The following is a 24,535-nucleotide window of genomic DNA, read 5'->3' on the forward strand; positions in this document are numbered from 1 at the left end:
TCTCTGGAGAACCTCCCGCCTGTTTGGCTTATTCAACAATAACTAACTGTCTGTTTGTTACAAGATGCCTTGTGCCATCATGGCCTTGGCCACTTTCATGAAGCCGGCGATGTTGGCGCCCTTCACGTAGTTGGTGTAGGTATCGCTCTCTTTGCCGTAGCGGGTACACTGCTCGTGAATGTCGTGCATGATTTGTTTCAGTTTCTGGTCCACCTCTTCGGCTGTCCAGCTTATCTTCATGGAGTTTTGCGTCATCTCCAGTCCGCTCACCGACACGCCGCCTGCGTTGGCAGCCTTGCCCGGAGCGTAGAGAATCTTGGCCGCGAGGAACTGCTCGATGGCCTCGGGGGTCGAGGGCATGTTGGCACCTTCCGACACAGCGAAGCAGCCGTTGGCCAGCAGGGTGCGGGCGTCGTCGCCGTCGAGTTCGTTCTGGGTGGCGCTGGGCATGGCGATGTCGCACTTCTCGCCCCAGGGACGTCCGCCCTCGACATATTTGCAGCCATACTCCTCGGCATATTCGCGGATGCGGCCGCGATAGAGGTTCTTGAGTTCAAAGATATAGGCCAGTTTCTTCTCGTCGATACCGTCGGGATCGTAGATGTAGCCGTCGCTGTCGGACATGGTCACTACCTTGGCGCCTAGTGCGATGAGTTTCTGCACGGTGTATTGGGCCACGTTGCCCGAGCCCGATACCGTAACCACCTTCCCTTTGAGGTCGATGCCGCGGGTCTTGAGCATCTCGAGCAGGAAGTAGACGTTGCCGTAGCCGGTGGCTTCGGGGCGGATGAGCGAGCCGCCGAACTCGAGCCCCTTGCCCGTAAAGGTTCCCGTATTTTCGCGGGCCAGCTTCTTGTACATGCCGTACATGTAGCTTACCTCGCGGCCGCCCACGCCTATATCGCCGGCAGGCACGTCGGTATCGGGGCCGATGTAGCGCCACAACTCGGTGACGAAGGCCTGGCAGAAGCGCATGATTTCCATGTCGGATTTACCCTTGGGGTTGAAGTCCGACCCTCCTTTTCCGCCACCCATGGGCAGCGTGGTGAGGGCGTTTTTGAAGGTCTGTTCGAAGGCGAGGAACTTGAGGATAGAAGGATTGACCGACGAGTGGAAACGGATACCTCCCTTGTACGGGCCGATGGCGTTGTTGTGCTGTACGCGATAGCCCATGTTGGTTTGCACGCGGCCCTGGTCGTCGACCCAGGTGACCCGGAACGAGAAGATGCGGTCGGGGATACACAGGCGTTCGATCAGGTTGTAGCGGTCGAACTCGGGGTGTTGGTTGTAGACCTCTTCGATCGTCGACAATACCTCTTCGACGGCCTGGTGGTACTCCGGCTCGTTGGGGAACCGGCGTTTCAATTCGTTCAATACTTCTGTTGTTTTCATCGATAAGTATGTTTTTTGGTTTGATGGAATGCTATTCCTGGTGTAACACGTTGCAAGCGTGATGCTTTCTTATGGTGACATCGTGTTGTGCAGTGCCTCGATTCCGTAACAAATTGTGCTGTAGAATAGCGGCTCGGCTTTATTTGTGCCGACAAAGATAGTAAAAATAAATAAAGTGAAAGCCTTTTTGGATAAAAACTTTCACTTTACAAAGAAAATTGACGGAATAATATCTTTTTGAGCGAATTATCGCTCGAAATGTGAGAAATCTCTCATAATTATACTATTTCTCGACCGGTTGCAATCCCATGGCGGCTGCGGTCTCGAGCATGAATTGGCGGGCCGGCTCGTGTTCGTTGGGAATTTTGCCGTCGAGTATGGCCTCTTTGATGGCCGAAAGCAGTTCGCCTACCGGGCGCGAGGGGGGTAGCCCGAAGGTCTCCATAATCTCTTCGCCGCGGATGGGCAGCTTCATGTTGCGGATGCTGTCCTTCTCTTCGATTTCGCGCAGTTTGGTGCGCACGAGTTCGAAGTTGTCGAGAAACCGTTTCACCTTCTCGCGATTTTTCGAGGTGATGTCCGACTCGCACAGCAGCATCAGGTCGTCTATGTCGTCGCCCGCGTCGAAGAGCAGCCGGCGCACGGCCGAGTCGGTAACCACCTCTTCGGCCAGGACGATGGGCCGCATGTGCAACCCCACGAGCTTCTGTACATACTTCATCTTGTCGTTGAGGGGCAGTTTCATACGGCGGAAGATACCGGGTATCATCTTCTCGCCCACGTAGTTGTGGTTGTGGAAGGTCCATCCCAGCCGGGCATCGTAGCGTTTGGTGCGGGGTTTGCCTATGTCGTGCAGCAGGGCGGCCCACCGCAGCCACTCGTTGCGGCTGCGCAGCGCTACGTTGTCGAGCACGGCGAGCGAGTGGTAGAAGTTGTCTTTGTGTCCGCGACCCTTGACGGTCTCTACCCCTTTGAGGGCGGCCACCTCGGGGAAGATGAGGGGCAGCAGCTTGCAGTCGTCGAGCAGGATGAATCCCTTGGAGGGGATGTCGGAGCGGATGATTTTGCCCAGTTCGTCGATGATGCGCTCTTTCGAGATGATTTCGATACGCGAGCGGTTGCGCTCGATGGCGGCGAAGGTCTCGGTCTCGATGCGGAAGTTGAGCTGCGTGGCGAACCGTATGGCCCGCATCATGCGCAGGGGGTCGTCGCTGAAGGTGATGTCGGGGTCGAGCGGGGTGCGGATAATCCCTTTTTCGAGGTCGTCCATACCGCCGAAGGGGTCGACCAGTTCGCCCCAGCGGTCACGGTTCAGACACAGGGCCAGGGCGTTGATGGTGAAGTCGCGCCGGTTCTGGTCGTCCTGCAGGGTGCCGTCCTCGACTACCGGCTTGCGCGAGTCGTGGCTGTACGACTCCTTGCGGGCGCCGACGAACTCGATTTCGAAATTCTCGCCCCGGCGGTTATATTTCACCTGAGCCGTGCCGAAGTTGCGGAAGGTCGAGAGGTGAGCCCGTTTGCCCAGCCGGGCGGTGAGGGCCTCGGCCAGTTCGATGCCGCTGCCCAGGGTGACGATGTCGATGTCCTTGGAGGGGCGGTTCAGAAAGATGTCGCGCACATAGCCGCCGATGACGAAGCAGGGGCGGTTCATCGCGTCGGCCACCTCGCCGATGAGGTGGAATATGGGTTGATCGAGATGATCGAGAATAAGCTGATTGTCGGCTTGCATAATCGTGGGGTTGAATTGACGGTAAAAATACGACTTTTTCGCCATTGTGGCAAATGCCGCCCGCCGTTAATACCAGTCGAGGCGGTCGTAGGAGTTGCCCCGCTTGTCGTACTTGAGGTCTTGCAGCAGCGACGACTTCACGCTGATGTGGAAGTTGTACGACTTATAGGGTCCCACGGGCACGAAGCTGGCACTCATCGACCAGCAGTGCATGTCGCGGGTGACGTTGCAGTTCATGTAGGCAATCTTCTTGGCATCGAAATCGTAGCTGGCCGAGAAGTTGAACGACCAGTTTTTCGTGAGGCTTATGTTGCCCGAGAGGCTGAGGTTCTGGGTGAACTTGCCGTTGTACTCCATCTTCTTTTTGTTGAAGGTGCCGTAGCCGTAGTTGACCGAGTAGTTGATCGAGAGGCTCCACGGCACTTCCCAGATGGCATATCCGTCGGGGCCGAACTGCACATCGTCGTCGCCCGACGAGCTCTCCTCCTCGTCGTTGCTCATGTTGGGGTCGGGTGGCATGTTGTTCTGTGGCAGGTTTTGCTGCGTCTTCTTGGTGTCGGAGCCCTTGTCCTTCTTCTTGAACGTATCGTTGTTGAAGGTGTAGGAGAACGAGGTACCGGTACTCGAGAGGCGTCCCAGACCCTTGCCTACGGTCCAGCGGGGCTTGTTCACCCGCACGGGGTTGCCGTAGCTGTCGAGCTGGTAGGTATAGGTATCCCAGGTGGCGCTCATCTGCAGGTTGAAGTTCTTGGTGAGCTTGATGAGAATCGAGGTATTCAGGTTACTCCACTTCATCGAGTCGGCAGCCATGTTGTAGCTCATGTTGGCCGAGAGGTTCTCGATGAGCGAGATTTTGCGCACGCCGGTCGAGTCGCGGTCCGACTTGACCTTCATCTCCAGGTTGTTCGATACGGCAAACGAAACGGTTCCCTGCTTGCCCTGCGACACGGTGCCGTAGATACCGTTCGAGAAGGGGGAGTATTTGGTGGTTACCGTTTCGCCCAGCGAGTTGACGTAGGAGTAGGAGTCCCAGAATCCGTAGCGGGGCGAACTGAAGTCGGGCGCTGCGCTGAACGATACCGAGGGGGTGAAGATGTGGCGGATGGCCTGCACCTTGTCGCCGAAGATTTTCCACGGGGTGTAGAAACCGTAGAGTTTGGTATCGGCGCTCAACGAACCGTAGTAGTTGTAGACGTTGTAGAAGCCGTAGACCGTGTCCTGCACGACGCGGGCCTGCTGGGTGTCCCACGACTGCATCACCTTGTTGGAGTACATGCGGTCGGTGAAGTTGAAGCTGGCGGTGAGGTTGAGGTATTTGAATACGTTGAACGTGGCCGAGATAGGTATGTTGTGATACATGCCGTTGCGCCAGTCCTTGATGAGGTTCGATTTGAGTATCTGGTCCTGCTTGGTGAGAATCGAGTTCTGGAACCGGCCGCTGTACGACACCTGTATCTTTTCGTACCAGCGCTCGTTGCCTACCACGGTTTTACGCTTGAAGGGGTAGATCTGGCCCATCGAGATGGTGAGGTTGGGGAACGAGACATTCAGCGTAGAGTCCTGTGTACGCTGGGTGACGTTGGCCGTAGCCGAGAAACTCCACACCGAGTTGGGGATGCGGTAGGTCATGTTTACCGTCGAACTCTTGGTGTTCTCGGTGAAGCTGTTGGCGTTGTAGTAGCTGTTCAGGTCGTTGCGGGTGTAGCCGCTGGTGGTGTAGTTCACACTGGCCGAGAGCGACATGTTGGGGTTGTTCTTGGTGTCCTGGGTGTGGGTCCAGGCCACTTTGAAGTTCTTCATCTTGGTGTAGTCGGGCAATCCCTTGTCGCCCGTGATGGTGGTGATGAAGCTCAGGTCTACGTTACCCGAGTATTTGTATCGCTTGATATAGGCCGACTTGGCATTGACACCCCACGAGCCTTTGGTGTAGATTTCGCCCGTGAGAGCCAGGTCGACGTAGTCGTTGATGGCAAAGTAGTAACCGCCGTCGCGCAGGTAGTAACCGCGCGCCAGCTCGTCGCCGAAGGTGGGCATGATGATACCCGACGAATACTTCTCGGTAAAGGGGAAGAAGCCGAAGGGGATAGCCAGCGGCAGGGGCACGTCGGCCAGCACCATGTAGGCGGGGCCGGTGACGATGTTCTTTTTGGGGCGCACCTTGGCCTGGGTCAGTTGCAGGTAGAAGTGGGGGTGTTCGTGGTTGTCGCAGGTGGTGTATTTACCGTCCTTCATGTAGAACTCGTCGTTCTCCATTTTCTTGGTCTTGCCGCCGGTGAGGTAGCCTTCGCCCTGCTGGGTGACGATGTTGGTGATGTATCCCTTCTTGGTCTTGAAGTTGTAGTGCATGGTCTCCGACTCGTATTCGCCGCTCTTGTCCTTGAACACGGGTCGACCCACGATGTCGCCTACCGAGTCGGGGCGGCCTACGGCATAGACCAGGCTGCTGTCCATGTTCATCTCTATCTGGTCGGCGTTCAACTCCATGCCGTCGAACTGTACCACGCCTTGGCCATACATGTACACCTCGTTGCCGTGGGTGAATACAATCGAGTCGTTGGCCTTGTAGTCGACGACCGAGGTAAGTCCGGCTTTCTTCTTTTTGGGAGCTACCGAATCGGTAGCCAGCGAATCGGCCGCCAATGAGTCGGTGAGCAGCGAGTCGACCCCGAGCGAGTCGATGCCGAGGCTGTCGGGCAGTGCCGGCAAGGTGAGTCGGGCTGCCCCGGTGCTGTCGCCGCCGGGTGTAGTGTCGGATGCAGCCGGTTGATTATAAGAGGGATGCCTGTCTTGCGCTATGAGCGACACAAACAGGGAAGAGAATAGCAGCGATAGAAGTATGGCGTATTTCTTGCTCACTTTCGGCATCGGGGTGTCCATCTGTAATCAACGTGCAAAAATACACATTTTCTACGACTTATCGGCTTTTGGACTTTATTTAATATATTTTATTCTCTGTTGGGTAGAGCGGCCGGCGGGCTTGAACGACAGTCGGTCAGAGGAACAGGGCGGCCATCTCTTCGAACCGACGCAGTGAATCTTCGCCATACCGGGCTACGCTTTTGCGTACCTTGTCGAGTGGTTTTTCGCGATCGGGGTTCGACTTGGAGTAGAACTTGTCGGCAAAGCAGACGAGCTTCTCCTCGAGGCTCACGGGGCACATGTCGCGGTGGGGCAGCGGCAGGTTCTGGGCGATGATGTCGGCCACGGTGAGGCCCGTGCCGGTGTGGCGTTCGCACACGAGGGCGTGGCGGGGATAGCCGTCGGCCCGCATCAGTTCGGCTCCCAGTACGCCGTGGCAGATGTAGGGCTGGTCGCCCGTGCAGTAGATGGAGGGGGCGTTGGTGAGGAATACCCCGATGTCGTGAATCATGGCGGCCTCGTAGACGAAGTCGAGGTCTATCTCGAGCTCGGGATGAGCCTGGGCCAGCTGCAGGGCCTTGTCGGCCACCAGGCGGCTGTGCGACCACACGCTGTTGTATAGCGGGGTGCCGGGTTGGTAGTATTTGTTGAAAACGGCTTGAACGTCCATGGTGATGTGTGGTTATAAAAGCAGCAGCCCGAAGCGGATGCCTTCGAGCTGCCTGAATATGAAGCGGGTTTGTAATTACTCGACGATGGTTACCCAGTTGTGGGTATCGGGCTCGTCGCCATATTGGATGGCACGCAGCTTGTGATAGAGCTTTTCGCAGATGGGGCCGGGTTTGCCGTCTTTGGAAAACACATACGACTTGTTCTCGTCGAGGTCGTCGATGCGGGCGATGGGGCTGATGACAGCGGCCGTACCGCAAGCACCGGCTTCGTCGAACGTGGCGAGTTCTTCCTCGGGTACCTGACGTACTTCGACCGTCATGCCCAGGTCTTCGGCCAGTTGCATGAGGCTCTTGTTGGTTATCGAGGGGAGAATCGAGCTCGATTTCGGCGTGATGTAGCTGTTGCCCCGGATGCCGAAGAAGTTGGCCGGACCGCATTCGTCGATATATTTCTTCTCTTTGGCGTCGAGGTAGAGCACGGCCGAGTAGCCCATGGCGTGAGCCTTTTCGCCCGATACCAGGCTGGCTGCATAGTTACCGCCCACTTTGTAGCGGCCGGTACCGAGCGGTGCGGCACGGTCGTATTGACGCAAGATGACCATCGGGGTGGGTTTGAATCCCTCTTTGAAGTAGGGACCTACCGGCGAAACGAAAACGATGAAGAGGTACTCTTTGGCCGGTTTCACACCTACCTGGGCCGATGTACCGATGAGCAGCGGGCGGATGTAGAGCGAAGCGCCGCTTTCGTAGGGAGGCACGAAGCGCTCGTTTTTCTTGACAACCGTCAGGATAGCCTCGTTAAATTTTTCGGTGGGCAACTCGGGCATCATGATGCCGCGGCACGAGCTTTGCAGGCGGGCGGCATTCTCGTCCATGCGGAAGATGCGGATTTTGCCGTCTTTCCCCCGGAAGGCCTTCATACCCTCGAAAGCCTCTTGTCCATAGTGCAGACAGGTGGCTGCCATGTGTATTTCGAATGTTTGAGAGCTGGTAACCGTGATGTCGCCCCATTTTCCGTCCTTGTAGGTGCATCGTACGTTGTAGTCAGTGGGCATATAGCCGAATGACAGGTTTGACCAATCGATACTTTCCATAGTTTCGTTGTTTTTGTGTTTGACTTTATAGGGACAAAGATAACGATAAAAGCCGAAAATTAAAATTTGAGACCGATTAGTTTGGTCTGACTTTTCAGCTATTTTTCAACGAAACTCAGACTCTTCATGCCGGGCGTGGAGCTGGTTGGTGTTTACAGGGGGGCAGGGGCTGCGCAGTCGGGGGGACAATTACAAGGCCACTTTCTGGGTCTTGCCTTCGATCTTGACCAGATAGATGCCGCGGGTACCGATTTTCAGCTCCGATATGCCGGGGTTGATGGTGCGCTCGGTAACAATCTGTCCCAGAATGGTATATACCGTTACTTTCACCCGGCGAGGTGTGCGTATGTAGATATTCCCCTCTTTGCTCGAGACTTCGATTTCGGGGGCTCGGCTGGAGCCGTCGGTGCGGTCGTCGTCGCTGAGGGCCCATGCCGATTGGCTCGTCCAATCTTGAGCGAATGCCTGTGGGGCGGCCGAGCAACCGAGTGCCAATGCAATGAGAATAGCGTATAGATGTTTCATGACGACGACAATATCTTTTGCAAAGATAACCTTTTTTTGCGGAATGGTGCAGGATAAGTCGTTAAATGTGGCCCCTTTGTCCCTAAAATTTGTAGGTACGCTTGGGATTTTTGGGGAACCACCCCTTTTGCACCCGCTTCTCCTGGTCGAAGAGCTCTTTGATGGTCCAGAACGACGAGAAGGCAAACACCCCCGACAGCGACGAGAACATGACGTTTTCGAGGTACAGCGAGGCGGCGATACCGGCCAGTCCCAGCAGCAGGAATATCCACCAGCAGCGGGTGCCCCAGTGGTACTCGGCTTTGACTACAATCGGGTGAAACAGCCCGATGATGAGAAAGGTGCAGACTCCGATAACGAGTCCTTGCAGGTGGTTGTCGATGATGAAGTCCATAACGAAACGGTAAAAAAGGTTGTCTACGGTTTTTGTAGCCTCGCAAGCTGTGCCGGTCGTGCCGGGGTATTTGTTTGCGGGGTGTGCAAAAATAAAAATTCCCGTTGAAAGTAAAACTCTCGAACGGGAACTTAGTTCGCTTAAAATCTATAATTCTTTGAAACAGCTCCGGGGTGCCTGGCATACCGGGCATTTGTAGTCGTCGGGCAATTCTCCTTCGTGTATGTATCCGCACACTTCGCACACATACCGTTTGGTCGAGGTTGTGGTTTGGGGTGCTTCGGTAGCGGGGGCTTTCTCCTCCTCGACATAGGTAGGGGCGTTTTTGGGAGCCCGACCTTTAATCACCTGGTGATAGTAGGTATAGGTCATGGGGGTGCCGTCGTCGGGCAGGGTGTCGATTACGCGGGCAAAGAAGACGTCGTGTGTCTCGTTGTCGGCCACATGCAGCAGCTCGCATACGATGTGGCCCGAGAATTTACCCTTGAGGATGGGCACGTCGTGTTGCCACGTGTAGTCGCGTCCGTCGTATTTGTTGCGGTCGCGTCCGCTCTGGAACCCGAAGGTGGTGATGAGGCTCGTGTCGCTCTCTTCGGCCAGGATGGCCAGGCTGAACCGGCGGTGGCTTACGATGGCATCGTGGGTATAGTTGTTTTTGTTCATCGAGATGGCCACGATGGGATTTTCGCTGGTCACCTGAAAGCAGGTGTTGATGATGCAGCCGGTGGGCCGACCCTTGTCGCTGGTCCCCACTACGTAGAGGCCGTAAGTTATTTTTTGCAGGGGTGTTATGTTCATAGGAGGTAGCGTGGTGGTAAACAGCATCGGCCTGCCCCGACAGAGCAGGCCGATGGTAGTTTACGGGGGATTGATACTGAATTAGTAGTTGTTCTTTTTGCGTTCGAAATAGGCGCGCGGGTGTGCACAGGCGGGGCAGGCTTCGGGAGCCGTTTTGCCGCGGTACACATATCCGCAGTTGCGGCATTGCCATTCGATCTCTTCGCTGTCGGAGAATACGGTGCCGTTCTCGACATTCTCGAGCAGTTTGCGGTAACGCTTCTCGTGCTCGGCCTCTACCTTGGCCACGTTGCGGAAGGTGAGGGCAACGGCGGGGAAGCCTTCCTGTTCGGCCACGTCGGCAAAGTGGGGATAGAGGTCTACCCACTCTTCGTTCTCACCCTCGGCGGCAGCCTTCAGGTTTTCGGCTGTGGTGCCGATGACACCGGCGGGGAACGATGCGGTAATCTCGACCATACCGCCTTCGAGGTATTTGAAGAATTTCTTGGCGTGCTCCTTCTCCTGTTCGGCCGTCTCCATGAAGATGGCACTAATCTGTTCAAAACCCTCTTTCTTGGCCACGCTGGCAAAGAAGGTGTAGCGAGTGCGGGCTTGAGATTCGCCGGCAAAAGATTTCAGCAGGTTCTGCTCGGTTTGGGTTCCTTTGATACTTTTCATGACGTTTCGTTTTTGTTGATGTGTTTGTTATTTCTGGTGCAAATATAATTAGAATGATTCTAAAACTAAAATTATTATAGATAAAAATGGCCAGATTTAAGATAATTTCAGATTCGGGGGTAAAGATAGTCGCTTTGTGGAAAGAAAAAAATAGTTGGAGCAATTTAACAAATTCTTACTATCGTTCTCGGGCGGTAAGGATAGCGGTGTGCTGCTCAACTTGTGCCTCGACTATATCCGCCGCCGGCAGCCGGGGCGTCGACTGGGAGTGTTTCATATCGATTACGAGATGCAGTATCGCGAGACAATCGACTATGTAGACCGGGTATTGGCCTCCAATGCCGATGTATTGGATGTCTATCGGGTGTGTGTGCCTTGCAAGGTCTCTACCTGTACTTCGATGTTTCAGAACTACTGGCGGCCCTGGGAGCCGTCGAAACGGGAGTTGTGGGTACGCCCGTTACCCGCGGAGGCTTATACTCAGGACGATTTCGATTTCTTCGACGATACCCTGTGGGACTATGAGTTTCAAATCAGGTTTACCGAGTGGCTGCACAGGCGCAACCGGGCCGGTCGCACTTGTTGCCTGATAGGCATACGTTCCCAGGAGAGTCTGAACCGATGGCGCACCGTGCACAGCGACCGCAACTACAAAAAGAATAAAGGGCTCCAGTGGATTCGCGAGATGAAGCATGGCATTTTCAATGCCTACCCCATACACGACTGGCTCACGACCGATATTTGGGTGGCCAACGGACGTTTCGGGTGGGATTACAACCGCCTTTACGATCTCTACTATCGGGCGGGTGTACCTCTCGAGAAGCAGCGGGTGGCCAGCCCCTTCATTTCGCAGGCGCTCTCGAGCCTGCATCTCTACCGGGCTATCGACCCCGACATGTGGGGCAAGATGGTGAGCCGGGTCAACGGGGTCAATTTCGCCGGGCTGTACGGCCGGTCGTCGATGATGGGCTGGTACTCCATCAAGCTGCCGCCCGGCATGACGTGGGAGGGGTATCTCGACTTCCTGCTGAAGACGTTGCCCGAGCCGACTCGCCGCAACTACCAGCGAAAACTGGCGGTGAGTGTCAACTTCTGGCGGGAGAAAGGGGGGTGTCTCTCCGATGAGACCATCAAGAAGTTGGAGGCGCTGGGTATCCCTATTGTCGTGGGCGACCACTCCAACTACAAGACCAACAAGCGGCCGGTGCGGATGGAGTATCTCGACGACATAGACCTGCCCGAGTTCAAAGAGCTGCCTACCTTCAAGCGCATGTGCATCTGCATACTCAAGAGCGATCATACCTGCAAGTACATGGGTTTCTCGCTCAACAAGGTCGAGAAGAAGCTGAAAGATCAAGTGATGGAAAAATATAAAGCGTTGAAGTAGAAAATGAAAGAGTATAAAAGTCCGGTGTATCAGGTCCGGGCGGTACCTGTAGAAAAGGTGGTGGCCAATACCTATAATCCCAATGTGGTGGCTCCGCCCGAGATGAAACTGCTCGAGCTCTCGATTTGGGAAGATGGCTATACGATGCCCTGTGTCTGCTACTATTTGCCCGAGACCGACCAGTACGAACTGGTGGACGGGTTTCACCGCTACAAGGTGATGCTCACCTCGCCGCGCATCTACGAGCGGGAGAAGGGGATGCTGCCGGTGGTGGTCATCGACAAGGATATTTCGAACCGCATGGCCTCGACCATACGCCACAACCGGGCACGGGGTACGCATTGTGTCGAACTCATGTGCAAGATTGTCTCCGAACTGACCAAGGCGGGCATGTCGGATGGCTGGATTATGAAGAATATCGGGATGGACAAGGACGAGCTGCTGCGCTATAAACAGATTTCGGGTCTGGCCGAGCTCTTTGCCGACAAGGAGTTCAGCCTTACGAAAGAGATATAGAGCAGAGCGCAACATACAACAAAGGGAGCTCCGTCTGGGGCTCCCTTCGTTGTATGTAAACCGGTTGAGGTGTCATTTCGCATGACCTGCCGGCTGGTGCATGCCGGCCAACAGCAGGTGGTTCTGGCGGGCATAGTCGAGGTAATAGCGGCGTTGCTTGATGGCCGATTGCGGGTCCATGTCGTAGGCGGCGCAAATCTCGGGGTGGGCCAACTGCAGGGCGGCGCCATGCACAAGGTCGCCCACGATGAGGAACTTGCCGGCCCGGTAGGCGGTGTGTCCCGGGGTGTGCCCCACGCAGCCGAGGGCTACCACGCCGCAGGGCAGCGTGTCGCCGTAGGCCACGAGGTGAAGCCGGTCTTTATAGGCCTCCATCGTAGCGGCTACTTGAGTCTTTTTGTCGTCGGGCATCTGCATCCAGGCGTCGTACTCCTGTTGGGCGGCATAGACCTCGGCCTTGGGGAAGACGACCGTATCGCCCTTCATCATGCCGCCGATGTGGTCGCCGTGGAAGTGGGTCAGGTAGAGGTAGTCGATGTCGGCGGGAGTGACTCCGGCGGCCGACAGGTTGGTGAGCAGACGGCTGTCGGGTGCTCCCATACCGGTGTCGAACAAGATGCGTTTACCGTCGATCTCCAGCAGGAAGGCACTCACCGAGGCGGGCACTCCCTGGCCGATGTTCAGGCTGTCGATGAGCGTTTGCGGCAGTTCGCCGAAGAGGCTCAACTGCATCAGCCGCTCCTGGGCATTGTCTCTGATTTGGGTTAGTTTCACTCCGTCACACTCGGTGGTGACGCTGTCGGTACAGGCAAATACGGCCTCCGTTTCGTCGGTAGCCGATGCCTGCTTTTGCGACGAGCTGCAACCGGCTCCGCACAGCGAAGCCACCAGCATGCTCGAAAGCAGGAATATACTTTTTCTCATCATCGTATGATTGGTTTTGTGGGTTGTCGATGAGGCAAAAATAAAACATTCCGTGCGGTTTGTTAAGAGAAATTTCTCTCGTTTTTTGTCGAGGGCAAGAGCCGTGACACAACGGAGCGGTTGGTCAGGGGGGCGTGCCTGTCGCTACGAAACAAAAGCAAAGCGAGACCGGCCGGAGCCCGTCTCGCTTTGTATGGGATTGTCGCAAGGAGGCCGATTACATGATGCCTCTTTCGCGCAGTTTCAGTTGCCATTTCCACGCCGAAGCCAGCGTATCTTCGATGCTCTCTTGAGCCGTCCAGCCCAGCACCTTGTTGGCCTTTTCGGGGTTGGCCCACACCTGCTCGATGTCGCCTTCGCGGCGGCCTACGATCTTGTGGGGAACTTTCACACCCGTAGCCTTTTCGAAGGCAGCGATGAGTTCGAGCACCGATACGCCGCGGCCCGTGCCCAGGTTGAAGATTTCGATAGCCTCGGGCGATTTCTTTTCGAGCATGCGGTTCATGGCGATGACGTGAGCCTTGGCCAGGTCGACTACGTTGATATAGTCGCGGATGCACGAACCATCGGGCGTGTTGTAGTCGTCGCCGAATACACTCAACTCCTTGCGGATACCCATAGCCGTCTGGGTGAGGTAGGGGATGAGGTTTTGAGGCACGCCGTTGGGCAGTTCGCCGATTTCGGCACTGGGGTGAGCACCGATGGGGTTGAAGTAGCGGAGGATAATCGATTTGAACGGAGCGTTGGCATGAATCGTATCCTTGATAATCTCTTCGCTTATCTGTTTGGTATTGCCATAGGGCGACAGAGCCGGTTTGATAGGAGCCGTTTCGTCGACCGGCAGCACGTCGGGCTGACCGTAGACGGTGCACGACGACGAGAATACGATACCCTCTACACCATACTCGGGCATGAGTGTGAGCAGGTTGATGAGCGACAACAGGTTGTTGCGGTAGTAGAGCAGCGGTTTCTGTACCGATTCGCCCACGGCCTTGCTGGCGGCAAAGTGGATGATACCCTTGATACCCGGATTCTCCTCGAAGAGTTTACGCAACGCCGCGATGTCGGTACAGTCGGCCTGTACGAAGGTGGGGCGTACACCCGTGATGCGTTCGATACCGTCGAGAACCTCGATATTCGAGTTAGACAGATTGTCGATGATAACAACTTCGTAGCCTGCATTCTGCAGCTCTACGGTCGAGTGGGAGCCGATATAACCCGTCCCCCCGGTAACCAAAATTTTTCCCTTCATGACGATTGGTCTGTTATTAAGTTTCTTACTGAGCTACAAAGATAGTGAAAGGCGAGAGCAAAAAAAATTAAGTTTGCTTGAATTTTTTTTGCCAAGCCGCATCCTCTCTTCTGGAAAGAAGTGAAAGGCGAGAGCAAAAAAAATCAAGTTTGCTTGAATTTTTTCCCGGGGAGAGAAGAAAACTTCTTTTTCAGTGAACGCGTATCATCTCCTTAGAACTGCGAATAGATGAAGGGCACCAGTTCGCTCGAACGCACCTGCAACACAAAGAAGAGCACCAGGGCCAGGATGGCGGCCTTGACCACCAGCGGCGACCACGAGAGCTCGCGTTGCAGCCATTGCGACCAGCGGTGCGGGGCAAAGTGCAGCAGGTATCCGGCTACGAGGGCGACGAAGATAACGGCATATCCCGAGACGAAGGCGGGGATGGCTTCGGGGCGGAAGTTGGTGAATATCTGGGTCAGTATCTGCCAGGCGATGTCGAGCGAAGGGGCGCGGAAGAATATCCACCCGGCGGCTACCACATGGAAGGTGAGCAGCACGTTGAGGAAGTGGCGGAAGTGCCCGGCCCGATAGTCCTTGGCCACGGGGAAGATACGCCGGTAGAGTTTGTGGATGATGAGCATCAGGCCGTGCCAGGCTCCCCAGATGACAAAGAGCCACGAGGCACCGTGCCACAGACCGCCCAGCACCATGGTGATGAAGAGGTTGAGATAGGTGCGCACCGTACCCCGCCGGTTGCCGCCCAGCGAGATGTAGAGGTAGTCGCGCAGCCAGCTCGACAGGGAGATGTGCCATCGCCGCCAGAACTCGGTAATGGAGCCCGACTTGTAGGGCGAGTCGAAGTTGATTTTGAACCGGTAGCCCATGAGCAGGGCGATGCCGATGGCCATATCGGAGTAGCCCGAGAAGTCGCAATAGATCTGCAGCGTGTAGCCGTAGACGCCCATCAGGTTCTCGAACCCGGTATAGAGCATGGGGTTGTCGAAGATGCGGTCAACGAAGTTGACGCTGATGTAGTCGGAGATGACTACCTTCTTAATCAATCCGCACATGACCAGGAAGAGCCCTTCGCCCAACAGCGCCGGGGTGATGTCGAGCGGCCGGTGTATCTGCGGCACGAAGTCCTTGGCCCGCACCACGGGGCCGGCGGCCAACGGCGGGAAGAACGAGAGGTAGAAGAGGTAGTCGCGGAAGCTGGTGACCGGGGCCATCTGCCGGCGATAGAGGTCGATGATGTAGCTCAGCGAACGGAATGTGAAGAACGAGATGCCGATGGGCAGCACGATGTCGAGCGGTTCGAACGGCTGGTGCGTCAGGTCGGCAAAAGTCCCCAGCAGCAGATTGGTATACTTGAAGTAGCAGAGCATGCCCAGGTTCACCACCATGCTCGCCAACACGCAGAGCTGCCGCAGCCCCTTTCGCGAGAGCCGCCCCAACAGCCGCCCCAGCGAGTAGTCCGAGAGGGCCACCACGACCAGCAACAGGAAGCAGAGTCCGCTCGACTTGTAGTAGAAATAGAGCGAGAAGAGGATGACAAACCCGATGCGCAGGGCCTCGCGATGGGCCAGCAGACGGTATATCCACATGAACCCGATGAAGAGAAAGAGGAAGAGCCCGGTATTGAACATGAGGGGATTCTGCCCGTCGTAGACGAACAGCGAAGCCACCTTCGACCAATCGATACTCTCCGCAAAGGCGGCCACGTCGGCCACCCGATTATTGAGCCACTCCATTATCCACATAATCTTGATAAGCATTCATAAGTGTGCGATACAACATTTCGCCCTGTATGCGATAGCCGGTCTCGGTACAGTGCGTGCGGTCATAAGCCATGAGCCCCGCCTTGCGCCACGCCGTCGATGAGCCCTTGCCACCCGATACCTCGTACCAGTCCCAGCAGGCCAGATGGTGGTCGGCGGCATAAGCCTTCAGGGTCTCCCGCACCAGCGTGACCCGCGAGTTGGGCGAATAGTAGACCCGGCGGCGCTTCTTCACCCAGCGGGTACGCCGGCGGGCACACTCGGCCGGGGTCGTAAGCAGAATCAGGGCCTGCGGGCAACTCGCTTGTAGCGGAGCCACCACGGCATCGATCTGTTTATAGAGTTCGTCGCGGGTCAGCGAGGTCGAAAACGATTCGTTGGTGCCGAGCGAAATGACGATGAGCCGCGGTGCCAGGGCGGCCACCTGCTCGGCAAAGTGAGGTATGGCGGCGTAGCTGCTGTAAAAGGCGCCGTTGTTGCCGATGGTATGGTAGAGGATACCGCTCTCGCCCGTCTCGAGACTCGCCCCGTAGATGGCCAGCCGTTCCTCGCCGGGAGCAATCTGTCCCGAGAAGTGGATGCTGCACACCGGGTCGTTCCACGAATAGCAGGTGAGGAAGGGGCTGCGAGCCTCGCCCGTGACCCGATAGGGTTCGGAGATGACTGCCGGGAACGAGTCGGTAGGCTCGTGGAAGAGGCGCACCCGTCGGAACCCCTCGCAATCGTCGGTCTTGCTGAGGGTCGAGACCGTGAGGTCTATGCGGTTGGTACGAGGCACGATGGCTATCCCCCCGATGCCCGGGGTATAGGCGCTGTATTTGCGACCCACACAGCGGGCGAAATTCCAGGCACCGTCGGCCACCACCGAGTAGTCGTGCGGCTCGTTGGTCTTGGCCAGTTTCAGTGGCACCACCAGCCCGCGTCCGGCATCGCCGAAACGCCGTTGCAGCGGCAACCGCACCGCCTCGGTGAGGTAACCCGCCTGGATGTGCGAGTCGCCTATGTGTACGATAGAGACCACGCGGGCCGTCGAGTCGGAGCCGTTTTGCAACGAATCCATCTCGGCAAAGAGCGGCGACCAGTCGGCCCCGTTGAAGTCGATGAGGTTCTTCTCCTTGTTCAGGAAAGCCGGCACCGATACGGTGTCGCCCACCCATTGCGCGCGCAGCGGTGCGGCACACATCAGCAGCAGAAGAGATGCTATGAGGTGACGTATTTTCATAACCCGTTTCGGTTCAAGCTGTATTCCAGCGATTTGACAAACTCGCCCGCCAACCGTCGGCCCCCTTTGTGGTTGATGTGCGTATAATCCTTGTTGGCCTGTTTCTGGGCTACATAGTCGGCCATGCCGTTGAGGCCGCCCATGGCGGCAAAGGTATCCCAGAAGACTACGCCGGCATTTTTGGCCGCCAGCCGTTGCGCCCGCGAGAGAGCCAGTACGGCCGGCATGGTGGTAAACGACCCGTTGAGCTTGCGGCTGCGGTCGCCCACACCCATCAAGATGATGTCGGTATTCGGGTAGCAGGCCTTCAGGTGGTTGATAACCGCCACCATCTTGCGGGCATACGATTCATAATGTAGTATCTCGGGGGTCATTACATTCAAGCCATATTGCAGCACGATGGCATCGTAGGGGACGATAGCCTCCATCTGCGTGCAGCGAGCGGCCGGGATAGATACCAGCGACAGACCCGAATAGCCGCGCGTCGAAATGTTGTCGACGGCAATGCCCTGCGTATCGTCGAGCCATACGCCTATGGCTGTAAAGCCGGCAATGGCGCCGGTGCGCACGTCGAAGCGGTTGGTCTTGCCCTCCACCTCGAGCGCCTGGATGTCGGGCGAGCCGGTTACGGCATAGCTCTGCCAACTGCCATCGCCTGTCTTAAGGTCGACCGAACAGTCGTTGCGCGCCACGAAGAGGAATCGCGAGACGGTCCAGCTGTCGGCCCGTTCGATGCGTGTGGTTCCCCGGTATTGTGCCCGGGCCCCCTCCAGCGGCACGAAATATTGTTGTTGCAGCGGCATCAGGCTCCAGTCGGCCTCCCGGGGCTTGAGCACGCTATGCACCTCCCAGCCGTTGCCCGACTGGACCACCGAGCGGCGGAAGCCCGGGAAGTCGGAGTGCATCGACACGTAGCCGACCCCGCATCCGCCATACTGCTTTTGCAACTGGCTGCGGACATCCTGCGTGAAGATGTCGGCCTCGATAAACGAGTCGCCCAGAAAGGCAATACGGACCGGGCGCCCCAAGGTAGCGCGTTGCTCCATGGCTGTGAGCAGATGCGACAGGCCGTTCCCGTCGGGCGAGAAGTCCTCGAACAGCACCACCTCGCCATCCTTGCGGGGCGGCGCGTCGACCATCGAGGTGTCGAGCCGGGCCGGTGCCGCCACGGCTGCCCGCGGGGGCGTGAGGCTGTCGCCCGGTGTCACTGATTTCTCCACCACCGAGTCGGCCGGCTGTTCCTGAGCCGCAAAGAGCGAGTCGCTCTCGGCATCGTGCCACACGGCATCGCCCGGCAACTCGAGCATGGACTCGTCTACCCGAATATCAGAAAAGAGATCGATAGGTTTTGTCGTGAAACCGCCCCATTCCATCACAGGCAGTTTTGTCAGGAGGAATAGAAAAACTACAGCTATCACCAACAGGGCCACCACATGCCCGCTTGTATGTTTGGGGGAGTTGCTCCCCGCTTTCTTTTTTTTCACTTTGGCTTTCAATGAGAGCACAAAGATAAACAAAGCATCTCACGATAGGAGCGGTCGAGCCGAAAAAATAACGGTGCCACCGTCCCGGATTTGTTTTTTTCGGAATATTTTTATAATTTAGCTTTTACTTATGTTTACACTCGCCTTGATGCCCTTTACCGACTGGGTCTATCTCGTAGTCTATACGATATATGCCATCACCATACTGGGAACGATTGTGATTGTCATCACCGAAAATCGTAACCCGGTAAAGAGTCTGGCGTGGGTCATCGTGCTCACTTTCCTTCCCGTGGTGGGGTTGGTCTTTTATATCTTTTTCGGACAGAATTTCAAGGCCAAGCGCATGGTGTCGCGACGCATCAAGCGCAAATTGCGCAAGCGCGACTACCACTCGATTGTCAATATCGACGAGCTGCCGTTGAACGAGGAGAGCAAGCAGGAGATCAAGCTCTGTCACAGCCTGTGCAGCATGCCCTACTACTCGGGCAACCGGGTGAAAATCTTCACCACGGGGCAGAGCAAGTTCGACCAGTATCTGCAAGACCTGGAGGCAGCCCGCGAGTACATACACATACAATACTATATCTTCGAAGACGACAAGCTGGGTTCCCGCGTGAAAGAGGTGTTGCTGCGATGTGCCCGCCGGGGGGTACAGATACGGGTGCTCTACGACGACGTGGGGTGCTGGTCGGTCAAGAAGCGTTTTTTCAAGGAGATGCAGGAGGCCGGCATCGTCGTGCGTCCCTTCCTCGAGATAACCTTCCCCCAACTGGCCAGCCGCATCAACTACCGCAACCATCGCAAGATAACCATCATCGACGGCCACATCGGCTACATCGGCGGCATGAACATCGCCGACCGCTACATCGAGGGGCTCAAGTGGGGCATCTGGCGCGACACGCATCTGCGCATCGAGGGGCCGGCCGTGCAGGGACTGCAACTGCTCTTTGCCGTCGACTGGAGTTTCGAGTGCAAAGAGGTGTTGTCGGCGCCGCACTTCTTCCCGCCGATAGAAGATCGGGGAGAGAGTGGTATCCAGATTGCGCCGGGTGGACCCATAGGCGAGTGGTCCAACATTGCCATGCTCTTCCTGAAAGCCATTACCAACGCTAAAAAGGCGGTCTACATACAGACTCCCTACTTCCTGCCCACCGACAGTCTGGCCAAGGCATTGCAGACGGCAGCGCTGGCCAAGGTCGACGTGCGGGTGATGATACCCGAGCGGTCCGACTCGCAGATACTGCGCTTCGCCTCGTTCTCCTACATCGCCGAGATGTTGAAGGCGGGAGTGAAGGTCTACTTCTACCAACCGGGACTGCTCCATGCCAAGACCGTCATTATCGACGACGAACTCTGCACGGTGGGGTCGACCAACTTCGACTTCCGCAGCTTCGAACACAACTTCGAGGCCAACGCCTTCATCTACGACCGCGAGGTCAACAGCGAGATGAAGCGCATTTTCATCGACGACCAGCAGCACTGCCGGCGCATCATCCTGCACTACTGGCGTCACCGCCCGTTGTGGCAAAAGGGACTGGAGTCGATCATGCGGCTGTTGAGCCCGGTATTATAGCGGTTGTTCCAGAAACTGTTCGCTCACATTGACGAGCCACACCTTCTCGGTGGCCCGGGTAAAGGCGGTATAGAGCCAACGGTAGAAGTCGAGCGAGAGAGCCGCCCCCTGCTGAATATACCCCATGTCGATATAGACGTGTTTCCACTGGCCGCCCTGCGCCTTGTGGCAGGTAACTCCGTAGGCATATTTCACCTGCAGAGCGTTGAACCACGGGTCGGTCTTGAGGCGTTTGAACTTCTCGCGCCGGGTGGTGAGGTCGTAGTAGTCGGCCATGACCTGCGTGAACAGCGCCTCCTGCTGTTCGCGGGTGAGCGAGGGGGAGTCGCTCGAGAGGGTATCGAGCAGAATCCTGGCATCCATCTCGACCTCGCGATCGGGGAAATAGAGCAGTACATCGGCAAAATGAAATCCGTACAGCTCGGTGCGTCGGGCCACCCGCACCACCCGGGCCACGTCGCCGTTGGCAATGAAATCGAGCTCCTTGTACTCCTTGCCCCAGAAGTAGTTGTTCTTGGCCACCAGCAGCAGGTCGCCGGCGGTGAGCTCCTCCTCGCGATAGAGAATCTGGTTGCGGATACCCTGGTTGAAGATGTTGGCCCGCTTGTTGGAGCGGGTGATGACGATGGTCTCGTCGAGCCCCACCCGGTCGTACGAGTCGGAGATGCGCTCCACCAGATACTCGCCGCTGAGGGCCTCGACGTCGGGGAATCCCTTGACCCGGAGGCGGGGCATGGGCAGTGGTACCTGCTCCATCTCCTCGCGCAGACGGGTGGCGTTGCTGAGGATACCCGACTCGGCCGCCTGCCGCGCCACCTCGCGCAGCTCATATTCCCACACGGTGAGACCATACCCCTTCAGCACCGCAGCGTCGAGGGCCGGGCTGCGCTCCTGACCTACCGGCGGCAACTGGGCCGTATCGCCCAGCAGAATCAGGCGGCAATGTTCGCCCGAATAGACATACTCCACCAGGTCGTCGAGCAGCCGGCCGGTACCATACACCGCACCCTCGCCCGACGAGTTGGCAATCATCGAGGCCTCATCGACGATAAAGAGGGTGTGTTTGGCCAGATTCTCGCCCACGAGGAACCCCTCCATGTCGGGCGAATAGCTCTTCTGCCGGTAGATGCGGCGGTGTATCGTATAGGCGGGATGGCCGGCGTAGCGGGCAAAGACCTTGGCCGCCCGTCCCGTAGGGGCAAGCAGCACCACCTTGCTCTGCAACTGGGCGAGGGCCTTGACCAGTGCTCCCACCAGCGAAGTCTTGCCCGTGCCGGCATAGCCTCGCAGCAAAAAGAGCGTGTCGTTGTGCTCGTCGAGCACAAAAGTGGCCAGCATCTGCAGCAATTCGCACTGCTGCCGGTTGGGGGCGTAGGGCAGATAACTCTCTATCTGTTGAACAAGCAGGTCGGTAATCATGGACGAATGCGATAAAGTGTATCACAAAAATAGTGTTTCCCGTTTTCTTTTCTTACATTTGTACGATTTAAATGGCGAAAATGTCTGTGCCCCTCTTCGCCGGGAGTGTGCGATACCCCCGTGCCGGAACGTGGCCCAGACCTCAAAAAAACAGAATAGCAAAGATGGAACCGATAGCGGCATTGAACCAGTTGATGAAAGAGAGTCACAAGTACATCCTCACGATGTATGCCGACGGTTCGTACCTGCACATCTTGTTGCAGCACACCGAGAATCGCGACTCGATTGTGACCGAACGGCTGCCCATCGGGTCCACTCAACAGTCGCTCGAGGAGGCAGTTTTTTCCCAACCCGTCCTCACCCGGGCCTTCGAGAAGGTCTTCTTTCTGGTCGACTCGCCCCGCTATACCTTCATCCCCAACGCTTTCGCCTCGGCCGACGACAACCCGCTCTACTTCAATTTCTGTTTCCCCGACAGCGACGGCACCGCCGTAGCGGCCGAGCTGCCTCATACCGGAGCGCAGATGCTCTTTGAGGTAGATACCGAGCGGCTTTCGTTCATCCGGCGCACCTTCGACCGCCCCGTCGTGCTGCACCGGCTGGCTCCCGTGTGCGAATACTTCTACCGCAAGAGCCGGCTGGGCTACAACGCCAAACTCTACGTGCACTGGGGCAACGACTCGATCGACCTGTTTGCCTTCAACCAACAGGGATTCCTGCTGGCCAACAGCTTTGCCATACACCACGTGAACGACGGCATCTACTACATTCTGAATGCCTGGAAACAATTGGGATTCAGCCCCACCGACGACGAGCTCTCGCTCTCGGGCGACCACCAGGAGCTGCGACAGCACATCATTCCGCTCATTCGCAAGCATCTGGCTTTTATCACCCTCACGAAATTCCCCTCTCACCTGCCGGCCGGCGACGAGAGTCTACCCTTGCCGCTGCGGCTCATCACCGCTTATACTCGATAGAGTGGGGCTTCAATCCCCTCTCTGCCTGCGGTATTGCGAAGGGGTACAACCATATTTTTTCTGGAAAGAGCGGCGGAAGGTCGAGACCGAATTGAACCCGCTCAAGAGGGCTGTCTCTTCGATACTGCCCCCGAAAGCCGCATCGCCGAGAAGCGACTTGGCCCGTTCGAGCCGGAACGAGTTGATGAAGTCGTAGAAGGTCACCCCCAACTCGTTGTTCAGGCAGTTGGAGAGGTAGCTGCGGTTGGTCCCCATCTCGGTGGCCAGGTCGTTGAGCGACAGCTTGGCGTTGAGAAACAACTCCTTTTCGCGGATATACTCCTCGAGTTTCTGACTCATTGGCGACGAGCCGTTACGCAACGGTTCCAAGGCCTCGGCTTCGGGTGCTGGGGCGTTTTGCGGCACATCGGGTATCCACTCTTGTCGCAGACTGTAGTAGAGCACTACCGACCACAGCAGGGTCGAGGTGGTATAGTAGACGAGGTCGCCCAGATGGCTGATGTGGGTACAGGTATAGAGCCAAAGCAACAGACAGAGGGCCAGAATAATCATGCTGTTGATGAGCCAGCGCACATTCACCCGCTCGGTGTAGGAGTAGTTCTCGCGCATGAACCGGTTGTAGTTTCTCACCTTGGAGACGATGAAGAGTACCACGACCAGACAGAAGAGGGCCATATAGATCACACTCCCTACGTAAAAAGCCGATGCACCCGTTGTGGCAAATCCGGCGGTGAGGAGTACCAACGGCAATTCGAACTGCACCACCCGCTTGAGGCTGAAGAAGCCGGGGTAGAGAATCTCGAGCAGGAAGAGGGCGCAAAACGGTACTGCCCACATGTCGAACGACAGCAACAGGGTAGAGTAGTAGTACGACTCGCTCACCGAGTCGACGTAGAGCAACAGGTCTTTTACATTCTGTACACCCCACAGGCAAAACAGGTATCCCAGTACCTGCAATGGTCGGTTGGTGCCCCGAAAGAAGGCCAGATTGATTCCAAAGTAGATGAAAAAGGCCGATGACAAACCGTGTGCAAAATTGGACAGACTTTCGATAAACAGCGTGTTTAGAACCATTCCCCCGTGGTGTTTGATTATGATATTTTCATAGACTCAATGGAATTGCAAATATAGTGTGCCACGCTATAAAAATCAAGAGAACTTGACTTTATGCTCTCACCTTTCGCTATCTTTTCAGAAGAGAGGATGCGGCTCGGCATAGCCAAATTTGAAAAACAAGTTTTCCCGTTTGCCTCTGCCCTCACCTTTCACTATCTTTGCAAAAGGAAATCCAAAAGCGAGTTACTGTATGCGAATCATCAGCGGTAAATACGGGCGTCGGCGGTTCGATGTCCCCACCAATATCAAGGCCCGGCCCACAACCGACTTTGCCCGGGAGAATATTTTCAACGTGTTGGAAAACCTCATCGACTTCGAGGGCATCGAGGCGCTCGACCTCTTTGCCGGTACGGGGGCCATCAGTTTCGAACTGCTCTCGCGGGAATGTGCCCGGGTGGTGTGCGTAGAGATTTACCCGACGCAGTACAACTTTATCCGCAAAGTGCAACAGCAACTCGGCGACCGCAACCTCACTCCAATCAAGGGCGATGTATTCAAGTTCCTGCAAAGCTGCCGCCAGCAGTTCGATCTGGTGTTTGCCGACCCTCCCTACGACCTGCCCACGCTCGAGACACTGCCGCACGAGGTCTTGTCGAGGAATATCGTGAAACCGGGGGGCTTCTTCGTACTCGAACACTCCAAGAACAACGACTTCTCGTCGCACCCGCTCTTCGACCAGCACCGCAGCTACGGCAGCGTGAACTTCTCGATTTTCCGTCAGCCCGAGGCCGAGGCCTCCGGGGCGACCGACTCCCCGGACCTCTAACCGGGAGCGAAGCGGCT

The 24,535-nt window shown here is 56.6% G+C and carries 21 protein-coding genes; 5 read left to right on the forward strand and 16 right to left on the reverse strand.

Annotated elements, in window-relative coordinates:
- Positions 1-57 precede the first annotated feature (57 nt).
- From Q1K76_RS06870 to rbr, 9 genes are all read right to left on the reverse strand, one after another.
- Positions 58-1,392, reverse strand: a complete 1,335-nt coding sequence (locus Q1K76_RS06870; protein ID WP_087409078.1) for an NADP-specific glutamate dehydrogenase — start codon at positions 1,390-1,392, stop codon at positions 58-60.
- Positions 1,393-1,675: 283 nt separating this feature from the next.
- Positions 1,676-3,121 carry an HD domain-containing protein gene (locus tag Q1K76_RS06875; RefSeq protein WP_087409077.1) on the reverse strand — a complete coding sequence of 482 codons (1,446 nt, stop codon included), beginning with the start codon at positions 3,119-3,121 and terminating at the stop codon, positions 1,676-1,678.
- Between the two features lie 66 nt (positions 3,122-3,187).
- Positions 3,188-5,998 carry a putative LPS assembly protein LptD gene (locus Q1K76_RS06880; RefSeq protein ID WP_300132075.1) on the reverse strand — a complete coding sequence of 937 codons (2,811 nt, stop codon included), beginning with the start codon at positions 5,996-5,998 and terminating at the stop codon, positions 3,188-3,190.
- Positions 5,999-6,113: 115 nt separating this feature from the next.
- Positions 6,114-6,650, reverse strand: a complete 537-nt coding sequence (locus tag Q1K76_RS06885; RefSeq protein WP_087409076.1) for an HD domain-containing protein — start codon at positions 6,648-6,650, stop codon at positions 6,114-6,116.
- A 75-nt stretch (positions 6,651-6,725) separates the two neighbouring features.
- The gene (locus Q1K76_RS06890) at positions 6,726-7,805 is read right to left on the reverse strand and encodes a branched-chain amino acid aminotransferase (RefSeq protein ID WP_255376520.1); all 1,080 of its coding nucleotides are present in this window, start codon (positions 7,803-7,805) and stop codon (positions 6,726-6,728) included.
- 129 nt (positions 7,806-7,934) lie between these two features.
- Positions 7,935-8,270, reverse strand: coding sequence for a T9SS type A sorting domain-containing protein (locus Q1K76_RS06895; protein ID WP_087409074.1), 336 nt, complete (start codon positions 8,268-8,270; stop codon positions 7,935-7,937).
- Positions 8,271-8,352: 82 nt separating this feature from the next.
- Positions 8,353-8,664 carry a DUF4491 family protein gene (locus tag Q1K76_RS06900; RefSeq protein ID WP_087409073.1) on the reverse strand — a complete coding sequence of 104 codons (312 nt, stop codon included), beginning with the start codon at positions 8,662-8,664 and terminating at the stop codon, positions 8,353-8,355.
- 147 nt (positions 8,665-8,811) lie between these two features.
- Positions 8,812-9,462: a flavin reductase gene (locus Q1K76_RS06905; RefSeq protein ID WP_298662894.1), complete on the reverse strand. Its 651-nt coding sequence runs from the start codon at positions 9,460-9,462 to the stop codon at positions 8,812-8,814.
- An 81-nt stretch (positions 9,463-9,543) separates the two neighbouring features.
- Complete coding sequence (gene rbr / locus Q1K76_RS06910; protein ID WP_087409072.1) at positions 9,544-10,119, reverse strand: rubrerythrin; 576 nt, start codon at positions 10,117-10,119, stop codon at positions 9,544-9,546.
- A 154-nt stretch (positions 10,120-10,273) separates the two neighbouring features.
- Between rbr and Q1K76_RS06915 the strand changes: the two genes are divergently transcribed.
- Complete coding sequence (locus Q1K76_RS06915; protein ID WP_300132080.1) at positions 10,274-11,506, forward strand: DUF3440 domain-containing protein; 1,233 nt, start codon at positions 10,274-10,276, stop codon at positions 11,504-11,506.
- A 3-nt stretch (positions 11,507-11,509) separates the two neighbouring features.
- A complete protein-coding gene (locus tag Q1K76_RS06920; protein WP_258326767.1) occupies positions 11,510-12,022 on the forward strand; it encodes a ParB/RepB/Spo0J family partition protein in 513 nt (170 codons plus the stop codon).
- Positions 12,023-12,094: 72 nt separating this feature from the next.
- Here the strand turns inward: Q1K76_RS06920 and Q1K76_RS06925 are convergent, their stop codons facing one another.
- The 5 genes from Q1K76_RS06925 to Q1K76_RS06945 form a co-directional block, all read right to left on the reverse strand.
- Positions 12,095-12,949 (reverse strand): MBL fold metallo-hydrolase, encoded by an 855-nt coding sequence (locus Q1K76_RS06925; protein WP_300132084.1) that lies wholly within the window; start codon positions 12,947-12,949, stop codon positions 12,095-12,097.
- A gap of 214 nt (positions 12,950-13,163) precedes the next feature.
- Positions 13,164-14,198, reverse strand: a complete 1,035-nt coding sequence (gene galE, locus Q1K76_RS06930; RefSeq protein ID WP_087409070.1) for a UDP-glucose 4-epimerase GalE — start codon at positions 14,196-14,198, stop codon at positions 13,164-13,166.
- Between the two features lie 212 nt (positions 14,199-14,410).
- Complete coding sequence (locus Q1K76_RS06935; RefSeq protein ID WP_300132089.1) at positions 14,411-15,943, reverse strand: MBOAT family protein; 1,533 nt, start codon at positions 15,941-15,943, stop codon at positions 14,411-14,413.
- Positions 15,918-17,183, reverse strand: a complete 1,266-nt coding sequence (locus Q1K76_RS06940) for a GDSL-type esterase/lipase family protein (protein ID WP_158096869.1) — start codon at positions 17,181-17,183, stop codon at positions 15,918-15,920. The genes Q1K76_RS06935 and Q1K76_RS06940 overlap by 26 nt, the downstream gene beginning before the upstream one ends.
- Positions 17,180-18,667: a hypothetical protein gene (locus Q1K76_RS06945; protein WP_158096868.1), complete on the reverse strand. Its 1,488-nt coding sequence runs from the start codon at positions 18,665-18,667 to the stop codon at positions 17,180-17,182. The genes Q1K76_RS06940 and Q1K76_RS06945 overlap by 4 nt, the downstream gene beginning before the upstream one ends.
- 130 nt (positions 18,668-18,797) lie before the next feature.
- On the opposite strand from Q1K76_RS06945, the gene cls reads away from it, so the two are divergent.
- The gene (gene cls / locus Q1K76_RS06950; RefSeq protein ID WP_087409069.1) at positions 18,798-20,240 is read left to right on the forward strand and encodes a cardiolipin synthase; all 1,443 of its coding nucleotides are present in this window, start codon (positions 18,798-18,800) and stop codon (positions 20,238-20,240) included.
- Here the strand turns inward: cls and Q1K76_RS06955 are convergent.
- Entirely contained in the window at positions 20,235-21,659 is a 1,425-nt protein-coding gene (locus Q1K76_RS06955; RefSeq protein WP_087409068.1) for an AAA family ATPase, read from the reverse strand. The genes cls and Q1K76_RS06955 overlap by 6 nt on opposite strands.
- Before the next feature lie 164 nt (positions 21,660-21,823).
- Between Q1K76_RS06955 and Q1K76_RS06960 the strand changes: the two genes are divergently transcribed.
- Positions 21,824-22,636, forward strand: a complete 813-nt coding sequence (locus Q1K76_RS06960; protein WP_300132095.1) for a DUF3822 family protein — start codon at positions 21,824-21,826, stop codon at positions 22,634-22,636.
- Positions 22,637-22,645: 9 nt separating this feature from the next.
- Here Q1K76_RS06960 and Q1K76_RS06965 read toward each other — a convergent pair whose 3' ends face one another.
- The gene (locus tag Q1K76_RS06965; RefSeq protein ID WP_087409066.1) at positions 22,646-23,710 is read right to left on the reverse strand and encodes an AraC family transcriptional regulator; all 1,065 of its coding nucleotides are present in this window, start codon (positions 23,708-23,710) and stop codon (positions 22,646-22,648) included.
- A 232-nt stretch (positions 23,711-23,942) separates the two neighbouring features.
- Between Q1K76_RS06965 and Q1K76_RS06970 the strand changes: the two genes are divergently transcribed.
- On the forward strand, positions 23,943-24,518 hold the full coding sequence (locus tag Q1K76_RS06970) for an RsmD family RNA methyltransferase (protein WP_300132097.1): 576 nt from the start codon (positions 23,943-23,945) through the stop codon (positions 24,516-24,518).
- Positions 24,519-24,535 lie beyond the last annotated feature (17 nt).

This window comes from uncultured Barnesiella sp. (genome assembly GCF_946496565.1).
Classification (GTDB): Bacteria; Bacteroidota; Bacteroidia; order Bacteroidales; family Barnesiellaceae; genus Barnesiella; species Barnesiella merdigallinarum.